Genomic DNA, 12,759 nt, shown 5'->3' on the forward strand with positions numbered 1-12,759 from the left:
AGCGTGCCATGACCAACCCATACAGAGAAATCTTCAGGGCCAAGGGAGCCAAGGGCTTTGCGGCCGCTGGCTTCGTCGCGAGACTTCCCATCGCCATGTCCACGATCGGCATCGTCGCGATGCTGTCGCAGACACATGGCGAATACTGGCTCGCCGGCGCAGTGTCGGCGACATTCGCGCTGACGAACGCGGTCGTGGCGCCAAACGTATCCCGGCTGGTCGACCGCTACGGCCAGACCCGGGTGCTCATTCCCGCCACCACGCTTTCAGTCGCCGCTTTCGTGCTGCTGCTCCTCGCCGCAAACCAGCGCTGGCCCACGGCTGCGCTGTTCGCCTTCGCGTTCCTCGCCGCCAGCATGCCAAGCATGCCGGCGATGGTTCGGGCGCGCTGGACCGAGCTCTTCCGCAACACGCCGCAGCTCAACACCGCCTTCGCTTTCGAATCGGTGGCCGACGAGCTGGTCTATATCGCGGGGGCGTCGCTGTCGGTGGCGCTCAGCGTCACCCTGTTCCCCGAAGCCGGCCTGCTCGCCTCGACGCTGGCGCTCACGCTGGGATCGGCCGCGTTCATCGCGCAGACCTCGACCGAGCCGTCGGTCAAGCCGGCAGAAAGCGGCGGCGGCGGATCGGCCATACGGCTACGCGCAGTCCAGATCATCACATTCGCATTGATCGCCATCGGCGCCATCTTCGGGGCGGCGGAAGTGACGGTGATCGCATTCACCAAGGAACTCGGCCAGCCGAAGGCGGCGAGCCTCGTGCTCGGCGGCTATGCAGCCGGCTCCTTCGTCGTCGGACTGGTTCTCGGAGCAATGCAGCTGAAGGCGCCGCTCGCGCGGCAGTTGGCCGTCGCCGTCGCGATCACGGCGCTGGGCACGATCCCCCTCATCATGGTCGACACAGTGCCAGCCCTGGCGGTGGCGCTGTTCGTCAGCGGCCTGGCGATCTCGCCGACATTCATCACCGCCTTCGGCCTGATCGAACAGCGGGTGCCGGTCGCCAAGCTCACGGAAGGCATCACCTGGGTGATGACGGGCATCGGGATCGGCATGGCGGTCGGCTCGGCAGCTTCGGGCTGGATGATCGACCAGCACGGCGCGAGCGCCGGCTTCTGGGTGTCGATCACGGCGGGCGCCGTCGCCCTGTCGACGGTGCTGCTCGGCCAGGGCGTGCTGGGCAGTCGTGCGGTTTTGTTTCGGCAAGGATCGGAGATGGCGCCGGCCGCAGCGGAATGACGAACGCTTGAAAGGACCGCACCGTATCAAACCTCCGCGCCAACTAGTGGCTGCGCGGAGGCCACCGCTGCGCCCCATGCAGGACGCGCATGATCTGAACGGTCGAGTTCTGGACGCGATAAATGACCACGAAAGGTGTTCCGACCACCGGAAACTCTCGCGTGCCTTTCTGCCGACCCAGGCGACCGCTGTGCGCAAATTCCTGCAGCCGAACGACGGCCGAGCGGATCGTCAACAAGACATCTATCGCCGCTGCTGGATTGCGGTCGGCGATGTAATCAATCTGCCGGTTGAGATCGCTGTCTGCCTTGGGAAGCCATTTGAGCTTCATGCGGCATCGTCAGAGGTGCGCTGCCTTAGTTCAGCAATCCGCGCTTCCCACTTCGCCATCACTTCTTCATGCGGAATCCAGGCGGTGTTCGGATCATCAGCCTCCCGAATCGCCTGTTCCACTTCGCTGCGAAACCACGCATCGTGATCGCGCACGGCCTGATCGCGCTCCACGGCCTCGCGCATGAGCACGCGCAGGAACTGAGCGGCAGTGCGATCTTGCGCTTTCGCCACCTCGGCGAACGCGGCCTTGAGATCCTCATCAACCCGGAAGGTGAAAGTGCTTTCAGCCATGCCAGAACCGTATGTTACACGCGAATGGCAGAGTAACACATCGGCAAGACAGCGCCAGCCCGCCGGTCAGAGGATCTCGGTCTTGGCGATGCGGATGCCAAAACCCTGCAGCCCGACATAGTGCCGCTCGCGCGATGCGATCAGGTTGATCGAGCTGATGCCGAGATCCTTCAGGATCTGCGCGCCGAGGCCGATTTCTCGCCACTCGTTCTCGCGCTGGAGGGCCTCCTCATGCGCTTCGCCCTGCGTCGGCCTGTTTCGCGCCGAATGCGCCACGCCGACGGAGCCCTCGCGGAGATAGACGATCACGCCGCGCTTGGCCTCGCCCATCTGCCGCATGACCTCTCGGAGGCGCTCGCCGTTGCCGAACACATCGGTGACCACGTCCTCGGAGTGCAGTCGCACCGGCACATTCTCTCCGTCGCGGATGTCGCCGAAGACGATCGCCAGATGATGCATGACGTCCCAGGGCAGCGTGTAGATAAACGCCTTCGCCTTGCCACCCGGCGTCTCAATGTCGAAGCATTCGACGCGCTCGACCAATGTCTCCTGGCGCTGGCGGTAGGCGATCAGGTCCGCGACCGAAACCTGCTTCAGACCGTGCTTCTCGGCGAATGCGACCACCTGCGGCCCTCGCGTCACGGTGCCATCGTCATTGACCAGTTCGCAGATGACGCCAACCGGCGGCAGTCCAGCCAGCTTGCACAGATCGACGGCGGCCTCGGTATGGCCCGAGCGCATGAGCACGCCCCCTTCGCGGGCGATCAGCGGGAAGATGTGGCCCGGCCGCACGAAATCTCCGGCGCCCACATTGCCGTTGGCGAGATTGCGCACCGTCAGCGTACGGTCTTCGGCGGAAATGCCGGTGGTGGTGCCGTGCCTGAAGTCGACGCTGACAGTGAAGGCGGTGGTGTGGGCGGAGTCGTTGTCGGCCACCATCGGCGCGAGATTGAGCCGGCGGGCATCCTCACGCGGCATCGGCGTGCAAACGATGCCCGACGTGTGGCGCACGATGAACGCCATCTTCTCCGGCGTGCAGTGCACGGCCGCAACGATCAGATCGCCCTCGTTCTCGCGTCCGTCATCGTCGGTGACGACGACGATTTCGCCGCGCTCAAAGGCGCGGATGGCTTCAACGATGCGTGTCTGATCGTAGGGCATTAGGGCTCGCTTCGCTCGCAGGGCAATAGGGGACTAGGGCAGTGGGGCAATAGGGGAACCAGGGAATAGGCGAGCGCGTGATCGCGGAGCACAAGTGTGGCAACGGAGCAGCCATGAACGTGTCGAAGCATCTCTACTGCCCTACTGACTTTCTGCCCTATTCCCCTCCTGCCCTGCCGGTTTGTCCGCGATGACGCAGATAGTGATCGGCGATCGCGCAGGCAACCATCGCCTCGCCGATCGGCACGGCGCGGATGCCCACGCATGGATCGTGGCGGCCCTTGGTCATGACATCGACATTGTTGCCGTCGCGGTCGATCGACTGGCGCGGCGTTAGGATCGAGGAGGTCGGCTTGACCGCAAAGCGCGCGACAACCGGCTGGCCGGTGGAGATGCCGCCAAGGATGCCGCCGGCGCGGTTGGACAGGAAGATCGGCTTGCCGTCGTTGCCCATGCGCATCTCGTCGGCGTTTTCTTCGCCGGTGATGCGCGCAGCCTGAAAACCTTCGCCGATCTCGACGCCTTTCACCGCGTTGATCGACATCAGGCCCGACGCGATGTCCTGGTCGAGTTTTGCGTAGATCGGCGCGCCGAGCCCCGCGGGCACACCCTCGGCAACGACCTCGATGACGGCGCCGACGGAGGAGCCCGCCTTGCGGATGCCGTCCAGATATGCCGCGAACACAGGCACCGACGCGCGGTCCGGCGTAAAGAAGGGATTCTCAGCGTCGCCGATGAAATCCCAGTCCCAGTTGGCACGATCGATCGCCTTCTCGCCCATCGAGATCAGTGCGCCGCGCACCACGAGACCGGGCACAACCTTGCGCGCCAGCGCGCCGGCAGCGACACGGGCAGCCGTCTCGCGGGCCGAGGAACGGCCGCCGCCACGGTGGTCGCGCAATCCGTATTTAACGTCATAGGCATAGTCGGCGTGGCCCGGACGATACTGCCTGGCAATATCGCCATAATCCTTGGAGCGCTGGTCGACGTTCCTGATCATCATCGACACCGGCGTTCCGGTGGTCACCAGGGTCTCGCCATCGTCGTCCAGCACGAAGCCGGAAAGGATCTCCACCTCGTCCGGCTCTCGGCGCTGCGTTACGAAGCGCGATTGCCCGGGCTTGCGTTTGTCGAGTTCTGCCTGGATCTCGGCCTGGCGGAAGCGAATGCCGGGCGGGCAGCCGTCGACGACGCAGCCGAGCGCCGCGCCATGGCTCTCGCCCCAGGTGGTCACGCGAAAGAGATGGCCGAACGTGTTGTGTGACATCTTTTACAACTTCCTGCGGCCGAGCCTGCCGTTGCGGGCCTTCTATTGGCGTTTTCGGCGATGGTCAAACTTTGACCAACGGCGTAAGTTTTGACACATTCGGCATGTTACTCATCCACACCAACGCCCCCCAAGAGCCAGCCTGCACGGGCCACACAAGAGGACGATCATGCGCAGCTTCCTTGGCGTTCTCGCCGCAGCCTTCCTGTTCTCGTTCGCGGCCTACGCAGCCGAAGCCGAGGGATTGATCAAGTCGATCGACAAGGAAAATTCCATCATCACGCTCGACGATGGGAAATCCTACAAGCTGCCGGGCGAATTCGACGTCGACACGCTGAAGGAAGGGATGGACATCCTTCTGGCCTACGACAAGGTGGGCGGCGAAAACCTGATCACCGACATGAACGTGTCGGAGTAGATCCGCTCAGGCCTGCAGCGCCATTGGCGGGCGCCGCTTGAGAGGCGGCGACGGCCGGAAACACCCGGCGCAGCTTCATCGACCCTCGATGGAAATTCGGCGTAACTTTTCCGCCGGCGTGACCAGAGGAGATCCAGCATGGACCGATTCACCGGCGGTTGCCTGTGCGGCAACGTCCGCTTCGTTGCGTCGGGACGTCCGTATCGGGTCGGCCTTTGCCATTGCCTCGACTGTCGGAAGCACCACGGCGCGCTTTTTCACGCCTCCGCCATATTCCCCAAGGACGCGGTGACGATCGAGGGCGAAGTACGCGACTACGCCGGGCGATTCTTCTGTCCCCGCTGCGGCTCGTCCGTTTTTGCAATCACCGCCGACGAAATCGAAGTGAACCTGGGCTCCCTGGACGCCCCTGATCAACTGACGCCAACCTACGAACTCTGGACCGTCCGCCGCGAATCCTGGTTGCCCCCGTTTCCGCTCACGAGACGGTACGAGCATGATCGTGATGCTTCGGGCCGCTTCGAGGAATAGGCGGCACGACGCAGCTAGGCGTCCGACGAACTTTGCAGCCGGATGGCCGAGTTGGCGACCCGATGGAGACCCGGCCAGACCCTAGAGCCAGGTCAGGGCACCGTTCTCGAACTTCAGGACACGGTCCTGCGGGACGTGCAGCCGGGCACCCTCGCGATCCGAGACATTCTCTACGATCTTGAACATCACGCGGATGATGCCGCCATGGGTGACGCATACCGTGGGCAGGCTCAGCTCCGCCAGGAACGGCCGAACGCGCTCAAGCAGCATCTGGTAGCTTTCCGCCCGTTCGCCGGGCGGACGGAAATTCCACTTGTCCTTCGACCGGCGGGAACTGGAACCGGGATCGCGCAGCTCGAGCTCCGTATAGGTCGATCCCTGCCAGTCGCCGAAATGCAGTTCCATCAGGCGCGGGTCAGTCCGGAAGCCCTTCGGGTCCAGTCCCATCGCGGTGCGAACTCGCTCCATCGTCTCGCAGGTGCGGCGGAGCGGGCTGGCGACGAAATCGAACGTCTCGGGATCCGGAATGAGCCGGGCGAGCAGTTCGCCGTTGCGGGTCGCCTGCCGCCTGCCCTTCTCGTTGATGTCGGTATCAGCCTGTCCCTGCAGGCGGCCTTCGGCATTCCAGTCGGTTTCGCCGTGGCGCACGAAATAGACGAGCGGGGACATTTTTCTTGGGATCCTCGCAGCCTACAGGCCGAGTTTGGGGCTAATCCTTGACGACCGAGATATCGGGCGCGTCGACGGCCTTCATGCCGACGACGTGATAGCCGGAATCGACATGGTGGACCTCGCCGGTCACCCCGCGCGACAGGTGCGACAGGAAGTAAAGCGCTGAATCGCCGACTTCCTCTGGTGTCACTGTGCGCTTGAGAGGCGAATTGTACTCGTTCCACTTCAGGATGTAGCGGAAGTCGCCGATGCCCGACGCGGCAAGTGTCTTGATGGGACCGGCCGAGATGGCGTTGACGCGGATGTTGCTGCCGCCCAGGTCGACGGCGAGATAACGCACGCTGGCTTCCAACGCCGCCTTGGCGACACCCATGACGTTGTAGTGCGGCATCACCTTCTCCGCGCCGTAATAGGTCAGCGTCAGCAGCGAGCCGCCGTCCGGCATCAGGGCCTCGGCCCGCTTGGCAATGGTGGTCAAGGAATAGACCGAGATGTCCATCGTGCGCAGGAAGTTATCGCGCGTCGTCTCGACATAGCGGCCGTCAAGCTCCTCCTTGTCGGAAAAAGCGATGGCATGGACGAGGAAGTCGATCTTCCCCCATTTCTGCGCGATGTTGTCGAATACCGCGTCGAGCGTTGCCGGATCTGTCACATCGCAGTGGCCCGCAAGATGGGCGCCGAGTTCCGCCGCAAGCGGCTCGACGCGCTTCCTGAAGGCTTCGCCCTGATAGGTCAGCGCAAGCTCCGCTCCCTGGTCAGCGGCTGCCTTGGCAATGCCCCAGCCGATCGAGCGGTTGTTCGCCACCCCCATGATAAGCCCGCGCTTGCCGGCCATCAGGCCGTTTCCACCCGCCATCTCGCTTAACTCCGCCTGCTGATCCGGAAAACTTGGTCCGCCCTATCGCACAAGCACAGGGCGCGTTTCAAGCCGCATGGAGATACTCCAACAACCGTTTCAGGCGTCCGCTAGGGCATTTAGCCCTGCTTCCTCATGAATTCTTCGAGTTCGGCATGGCCGTTCTCGGGCAACATGACGCGCACATGGGCGTAAAGATCCGCCGTGCCGCCGCCCTTTTCGGGAAGCCCCCGACCCTTGAGACGCAACACCTTGTCGGAGCTCGACCAGGCCGGAACGTTGACCGCCAGACGCCCGGTCGGCGTCTCGACGGCGACCTTGGCGCCAAGCACCGCATCCTTGAGGGGGACCGGGACGTCGACGTGGAGGTCGCGCCCCTCGAGGCGATAGCGGGGATGACGACGGAAACGGATCTTCACCAGCGCGTCGCCCGGCTCGCCGAGCGGAGTCTGCCCACCCTGCCCCTTCAGACGGATGGTCTGTCCGTCCTCGACGACGGTTGGGAGCTTGACCGCGATCTTGCGGCCGTCGGGCATGACCGCAGCGACCTTGGCCGCCGTGGCCGCCTCCTCGATGGTGACGTCCAGGACGGCGTTCAGGTCCTCGCCGCGCTGGACGCGCGCCCGACCGCCGCCGCGCCCGCCACCTGCCCCGCCGAGCGAATCACCGAAGATCTGGCTGAAGATGTCGGTGGCGCCGTCGAACGGGTCGCCGGTCGGCCGCCCGCCGCGAAATTCGAAATGCATGCCGCCCGGTCCCTGCTGGCGGCGGAACCCGGCGAACGGATCGCCGCCCGGAGCGCCCTCGAAACCCTGGAAGCGCGGCTTTCCGTCAGGGCCGATCTCGCCGCGGTCGAAGGCCGCGCGCTGCTTCTCGTCGCCCACAACTTCATAAGCCTGGTTCACCGCGGAAAAGCGGTCCTTGGCAGACGGGTCGTTCGGGTTCTGGTCCGGGTGGTACTTCTTGGCAAGCTTGCGATACGCCGACTTGATGTCCTTGGCGCTCGCCGACTTCGCAACACCCAGCACCTCGTAGGGATCGCGCATGAAAAATCCTGTCGAAAAGGCGAATTTCTCGCCCCTATATGCGTCTTCGTAGGAACAAATTCCAGAGCAGTGCGCGGTGCAGCAGCGACGTGCGCTACATCGGGTCGAAAGCCTTCATGCGCCAGGCGCCGCGGTAGCCCTGGCACGCTTCGCCCTTGTACATGCCCACGCCGTCGTAGCTCTCGCGCGAAGCGGTGAAGGTGCGGCAGAGGGCGCCTGCGGCCCTGGTCTCGGCGACCCCGGTGATGGTGCCGCGCGAACCCGTGTCGGCGTTAGCCCAGGCGAGCGGACCGCCCCCCAATGCCTCGACATCAGCGGCGGAGACAGCATTCCGAATCGTCAGCGAATCCGACACGCTGGTGGAATCGGGCGTCGGGGTGGCGTATCCGACGCTGCCCGTCTGCAGTGTCCGGTCGACATCCGCCTTCGACAGATCGAAGCCGCCTGCCCCGCAGCCGGCAAGCGGCAGCACCAGCGCCAGAATTGCAAGCGGATTCCAGAAATTGGGAGAGCGGCCGCGCGAATGTCGCACGCCCAACGCTTGCGCGTTACGCAACAATGGGCAATCTCCCCGTGGACAGAAGCTTGCGAGCAAAAACTATGAGTGACACTTCGTTAACAAGTGGTGACTTCACCGAGAGCCCGGAGCCCTTCGAACTGTTCGCGGCGTGGCTGGAGGACGCCAGCGCAAGCGAGCCCAATGACCCGAACGCCGTCGCTCTCGCCACCGTCGACGAAGACGGGTTGCCCAACGTCCGCATGGTTCTCCTCAAAGGATTCGATTCGGCGGGTTTCGTCTTCTACACGAATTACGAAAGCGCCAAAGGCCAAGAGCTGTTGACCAACAGGAAGGCGGCAATGTGTTTCCATTGGAAATCTCTTCGTCGCCAGGTGCGGGTGCGCGGCCCGGTGGAGCAGGTGACCGCGGCAGAGGCCGATGCGTACTACGCCTCGCGCCCGCGCGGCAGCCGGATCGGGGCCTGGGCGTCGAAGCAGTCGCGCCCGCTGGAGAGCCGTTTCGCGCTCGAAAAGGCGGTCGCCGAGTACACGGCGCGATATGCGATCGGCGAGATCCCGCGGCCGGCCCATTGGTCCGGCTTCCGGATCGTGCCGCAGACGATCGAGTTCTGGCACGACCGGCCGTTCAGGCTGCACGACAGGATGGTGTTCTCCCGTGTCGCCGGCGGCTGGGCAAAGGCACGGCTCTATCCGTAAGCGCGCCGCCGCATCGGCTACTTCCTGGGCCGGCGGAGCACCCGGCGAGCGGCGGCTGCGGCTGCGATGCCAAGCAGCGGCCAGATCGCCCAGAACCGCCCCTCCCAGGTCAGCAGGTTGACGGCCACGACCGTGGCTCCGATCACGGTCAGTCCGGCCATCACCCGATCGATCGCGCTGGTTCGGCGAGCCCAGTCCAGCCCGGCGATCACAGCAAGGGCGAAGAGCGCCCACACCGACCAGAACTCGCCGGACCACGTGATGAGGTTGATGGCGACGATAACCGCTCCGACAATGCCGAGCAGTTGCACCTTGCGGTCATGCAGCAGGTTTCCTGAGCCGGAACCGGCGTCGCGAGGGATGGGCGCTGCAGCGGCGGCAGAAGCTTCGCCGGCCCCATCGCGCGACGCGTGGACGCTGGCCGTGCGGCCGAACACCGGCGCGCGCTCGGCCTTTCGCAATTCCACCTCGGCCGCCAACGGCCTGCCGTCGTCGCCGATGCGCACGGAGAACACCGGCACGGCCTCCTCCATGTTCTTCACGTCGAGATTGCCAAGGAACTCGAAGCCGACGGTCAGCTTGTTGCGGACCTGGTCGTAGACCGTGCTGGAGATGAGGATGCCGCCGGGCGGCGCTTCCGCCTGCAGCCGCGCGGCAAGGTTCACCCCGTCGCCATAGATGTCGTCGCCGTCTGCAATGACATCGCCCAGATTGATCCCGACCCGATAGAGCATCTGCCGCTCGACCGGCTTTCCGGCATTTCGCTCCGCCAGTTCTCCCTGCGCGTCGATCGCGGCGCGCACCGCCGATACGACGCTCGGGAATTCCGCGATCAACGCGTCCCCCCAGGTGTTGACCACGCGGCCGTCATAGACGGAGACATGCCGCGCGACCGCGTCCCGGGACGCCTTCAGCGCGGCGAAGGTGCCCTCCTCATCGACGCCCATCAAGCGGGAGTAGCCCTCGACGTCCGCCGAGAGGATGGTCGTCAGCTTCCGGTTGGTTTCCATGAACGCCGGCCTCCGCACCGCTCCCGAAGAGCGGCGAAGGCAGCGTCATATCACGCCTTCTTGCGAGACATGAAGGCGGTAAGGGCAGCACGCGCCTCCTCGGAGGTGAGGCGCTCGCGGAAATGCTCGCTCTCCTGCCGGATGCGTGCAACCAGTTCGGCCCGCGGTCCGCGCATCAGGTCGCGCGCGATCTTGAGCGCCTGGGGCGGCTTGGCGGCGATCTGCTCGGCCGCTGCCAGAACGGCATCTTCCAGCACAGCTTCGTCTACGACATCATAGATAAGCCCCGCCGCCTTCGCCCGCTCGGCGGAAAATCCATCGCCGAGGGCGAGCAACGCAAAGGCCTGCTGGCGGCCGAGAATGGCCGGCGCAAGCAGGCTGGAGCCCGCCTCGGGAACGAGCCCGAGATCCGTGAAAGGCGTGCGGAACACAGTGCGCGGCGTAGCGAAGGTCAGGTCGCAATGCAGGTTGAGCGTCGTGCCGATGCCGACTGCAATGCCGTCGACGCCGGAGACGATAGGCTTTTCCGCCTCGGCCAGGCCGATCAGAAAATCCCACACCTCGGCGCCGCCCTCGCCCCCCATGGCCATGACCATGAAGTCCGCCAGATCGTTGCCCGCGGAGAATGAGCCGGGTACGCCCAGGAAAACGTGGCAGCGGATGGCCGGATCGGCGTCGCCGTCCCGCAGCGCCTTGCCCATGGCCGCATACATGGCGCGGGTGATGGCGTTCTTCTTGTCCGGACGGTTCATCCGGATGATGTTGATCGCGCCCTTGCGTTCGATCAGCACGTGTTCAGTCACAGGTTCCTCCTCGTTCAGGCGAGCAGCGTCTTCGACGCGGCGGCCAGGCTCGCGGCGCCCGAAACGACGCGATCCTTCAGCGCACCCGCTTCGCCGACCAGGTTCTCCGCAAAGAAGCGGCAGAGCGCCACGTGGGGCTCGGCCCCTTCCGCCAGCGCACCCTTCGCCAGGTAGCATCCGCCCACAGCCAGGGCGAGCAGACGCAAGTATGGCGTGGCGCCCGCGAGCGCTTCGTCGCCGCGCCCTTCCTTCTGCGCCGCCAGCAGGAATCCAGTGGCCTCGTCCAGCGCGCCAAGCGCAGCATCGAGGCGGTCGGCAGCAGCGCCGAAGCCCGTCATGTTCGACTGGCGCACCGCCTCGACGATGGCGCGCAGCTCGGAGATGTAGCCAGCGATGTGCTCGCCGCCTGACTGGGGCAGCTTCCGCGCCACGAGATCAATTGCCTGGATGCCGTTGGTGCCTTCGTAGATCGGCGCGATGCGCGCGTCGCGTAGCAGCGCGGCCGCGCCGGTCTCCTCGATGAAGCCCATGCCGCCGTGCACCTGGATGCCGAGCGAGGCGACGTCGACGCCGACATCGGTGGAGAACGCCTTGGCGACCGGCGTGAGCAGGTTGGCGCGATCCTGCCAATGGCGCGCTTCGTCGCCTTCGGAGGCATGCGCCATGTCGAGCGCATGCGCACAGCAATAGGCGATCGACCGCGCCATCTGGGTCAGCGCTTTCATGGTCAGGAGGTTGCGCTGAACGTCTGGGTGATGGACGATCGGCGCCATGCCTTGCCCGTCGTAGCCGGCGGCCTTGCCCTGCCGGCGTTCATTCGCATGGGCCAACGCCTTCTGGTAGGCCGTTTCGGCTACTGCGACCCCCTGCATGCCGACTGCGAGGCGGGCATTGTTCATCATGGTGAACATGCAGGCCAGCCCCTTGTTCTCCTCTCCGATCAGCCAGCCGACAGCCCCGGGCTCGCGATCCTTCGCGAAGCCGTCACCATAGATCATGGTGCAGGTCGGCGACGCGTGGATGCCGAGCTTGTGCTCGAGACCGGAGCAGAACACGTCGTTGCGCGCGCCAAGCGAGCCGTCATCATTGACGAGGAACTTCGGCACCAGGAACAGCGAGATGCCGCGCGTGCCGGCGGGCGCGTCGGGGAGCCGCGCCAGCACCAGATGCACGATGTTGTCGGTAAAATCGTGCTCACCATAGGTGATGAAGATTTTTTGGCCGAAGATGCGGTAGGTCCCGTCGCCAGCGCGCTCGGCCCGCGCCTTGAGCGCCGCGAGATCGGAACCCGCCTGCGGCTCGGTCAGGTTCATGGTGCCCATCCATTCGCCGGACACGAGCTTTTCCAGATAGGTCTGCTTCAGTTCGTCGGAAGCGTGCTTGTCGAGCGCCTCGACAGCCCCCACGGTCAGCGTCGGTCCGATGGCGAAGGCCATCGAGCCGGAGTTCCACATCTCGAGCGCCGCCACGGACAGCATGTTCGGCAGGTCCTGCCCGCCGAACTCCTCCGGTGCAGAGAGCCCATTCCAGCCACCCTCGGTCCAGCGGCGATAGAGCTCCTTCCAGCCCTCGGGCATGGTCACGGCGGCGTCGCGGAGTTTTGCGCCCTGCTCGTCGCCGATCTTGTAGAGCGGCGCGACCTCCTCGCTTGCAAAGCGGCCGGCTTCGGCAAGGATCGCGTCCGCGAGATCCTCGGAGAGATCGCCCAGCTTGCCGCCGTCCAGGGCCGCCTTCAGCCCCGCGACGTGCTTTAGGGTGAAGGCGATATCCGCCACGGGCGCTCGGTACATGGATGCGACTCCTCGGCATTTGCGTTTCCCGGACCACAAGGGAAGGGCGCGATCCGACGATCAGGAACCGCTAGATATTTTTTACGTAAACGTCAAACGCCAATTCGTCGGCAGCGGAGCGCGACGCATCG

General features: G+C 65.0%; 15 protein-coding genes. 4 read left to right on the forward strand and 11 right to left on the reverse strand.

The window, feature by feature from the left end; translation table 11 throughout:
• Positions 1-8: 8 nt before the first annotated feature.
• A complete protein-coding gene (locus PD284_RS19555) occupies positions 9-1,235 on the forward strand; it encodes an MFS transporter (RefSeq protein WP_274629805.1) in 1,227 nt (408 codons plus the stop codon).
• Between the two features lie 43 nt (positions 1,236-1,278).
• Here PD284_RS19555 and PD284_RS19560 read toward each other — a convergent pair whose 3' ends face one another.
• From PD284_RS19560 to aroC, 4 genes are all read right to left on the reverse strand, one after another.
• The gene (locus tag PD284_RS19560) at positions 1,279-1,566 is read right to left on the reverse strand and encodes a type II toxin-antitoxin system RelE/ParE family toxin (RefSeq protein WP_274629806.1); all 288 of its coding nucleotides are present in this window, start codon (positions 1,564-1,566) and stop codon (positions 1,279-1,281) included.
• Complete coding sequence (locus tag PD284_RS19565) at positions 1,563-1,859, reverse strand: hypothetical protein (protein WP_274629807.1); 297 nt, start codon at positions 1,857-1,859, stop codon at positions 1,563-1,565. Before PD284_RS19565 ends, PD284_RS19560 begins: the two co-directional genes overlap by 4 nt.
• Positions 1,860-1,925: 66 nt before the next feature.
• On the reverse strand, positions 1,926-3,020 hold the full coding sequence (gene ribB / locus PD284_RS19570) for a 3,4-dihydroxy-2-butanone-4-phosphate synthase (RefSeq protein WP_274629808.1): 1,095 nt from the start codon (positions 3,018-3,020) through the stop codon (positions 1,926-1,928).
• 157 nt (positions 3,021-3,177) lie between these two features.
• Positions 3,178-4,287 (reverse strand): chorismate synthase, encoded by a 1,110-nt coding sequence (gene aroC / locus PD284_RS19575; RefSeq protein WP_274629809.1) that lies wholly within the window; start codon positions 4,285-4,287, stop codon positions 3,178-3,180.
• A 169-nt stretch (positions 4,288-4,456) separates the two neighbouring features.
• On the opposite strand from aroC, the gene PD284_RS19580 reads away from it, so the two are divergent.
• Together PD284_RS19580 and PD284_RS19585 are read left to right on the forward strand one after the other, a co-directional pair.
• On the forward strand, positions 4,457-4,705 hold the full coding sequence (locus tag PD284_RS19580) for a DUF1344 domain-containing protein (RefSeq protein WP_274629810.1): 249 nt from the start codon (positions 4,457-4,459) through the stop codon (positions 4,703-4,705).
• Between the two features lie 138 nt (positions 4,706-4,843).
• Positions 4,844-5,236: a GFA family protein gene (locus PD284_RS19585; protein ID WP_274629811.1), complete on the forward strand. Its 393-nt coding sequence runs from the start codon at positions 4,844-4,846 to the stop codon at positions 5,234-5,236.
• Positions 5,237-5,317: 81 nt separating this feature from the next.
• Here PD284_RS19585 and PD284_RS19590 read toward each other — a convergent pair whose 3' ends face one another.
• The 4 genes from PD284_RS19590 to PD284_RS19605 form a co-directional block, all read right to left on the reverse strand.
• Positions 5,318-5,905 (reverse strand): histidine phosphatase family protein, encoded by a 588-nt coding sequence (locus tag PD284_RS19590; RefSeq protein ID WP_274629812.1) that lies wholly within the window; start codon positions 5,903-5,905, stop codon positions 5,318-5,320.
• A 40-nt stretch (positions 5,906-5,945) separates the two neighbouring features.
• The gene (gene fabI / locus PD284_RS19595) at positions 5,946-6,764 is read right to left on the reverse strand and encodes an enoyl-ACP reductase FabI (RefSeq protein WP_274629813.1); all 819 of its coding nucleotides are present in this window, start codon (positions 6,762-6,764) and stop codon (positions 5,946-5,948) included.
• A 119-nt stretch (positions 6,765-6,883) separates the two neighbouring features.
• Positions 6,884-7,810, reverse strand: a complete 927-nt coding sequence (locus PD284_RS19600; RefSeq protein ID WP_274629814.1) for a DnaJ C-terminal domain-containing protein — start codon at positions 7,808-7,810, stop codon at positions 6,884-6,886.
• A 94-nt stretch (positions 7,811-7,904) separates the two neighbouring features.
• Positions 7,905-8,366, reverse strand: a complete 462-nt coding sequence (locus tag PD284_RS19605) for an RT0821/Lpp0805 family surface protein (RefSeq protein WP_274629815.1) — start codon at positions 8,364-8,366, stop codon at positions 7,905-7,907.
• Between the two features lie 44 nt (positions 8,367-8,410).
• On the opposite strand from PD284_RS19605, the gene pdxH reads away from it, so the two are divergent.
• Positions 8,411-9,025 (forward strand): pyridoxamine 5'-phosphate oxidase, encoded by a 615-nt coding sequence (pdxH, locus tag PD284_RS19610; protein ID WP_274629816.1) that lies wholly within the window; start codon positions 8,411-8,413, stop codon positions 9,023-9,025.
• Between the two features lie 17 nt (positions 9,026-9,042).
• On the opposite strand, the gene PD284_RS19615 is transcribed toward pdxH, so the two are convergent.
• From PD284_RS19615 to PD284_RS19625, 3 genes are read right to left on the reverse strand one after another with little or no spacing between them, the layout of a single operon-like run.
• Positions 9,043-10,035, reverse strand: a complete 993-nt coding sequence (locus tag PD284_RS19615; RefSeq protein WP_274629817.1) for an adenylate/guanylate cyclase domain-containing protein — start codon at positions 10,033-10,035, stop codon at positions 9,043-9,045.
• A 50-nt stretch (positions 10,036-10,085) separates the two neighbouring features.
• Positions 10,086-10,838 carry a crotonase/enoyl-CoA hydratase family protein gene (locus tag PD284_RS19620; RefSeq protein WP_274629818.1) on the reverse strand — a complete coding sequence of 251 codons (753 nt, stop codon included), beginning with the start codon at positions 10,836-10,838 and terminating at the stop codon, positions 10,086-10,088.
• A 14-nt stretch (positions 10,839-10,852) separates the two neighbouring features.
• On the reverse strand, positions 10,853-12,628 hold the full coding sequence (locus tag PD284_RS19625) for an acyl-CoA dehydrogenase family protein (protein WP_274629819.1): 1,776 nt from the start codon (positions 12,626-12,628) through the stop codon (positions 10,853-10,855).
• Positions 12,629-12,759 lie beyond the last annotated feature (131 nt).

Origin of the sequence: Mesorhizobium shangrilense (assembly GCF_028826155.1) — a bacterium.
GTDB classification, from domain to species: Bacteria; Pseudomonadota; Alphaproteobacteria; order Rhizobiales; family Rhizobiaceae; genus Arvimicrobium; species Arvimicrobium flavum.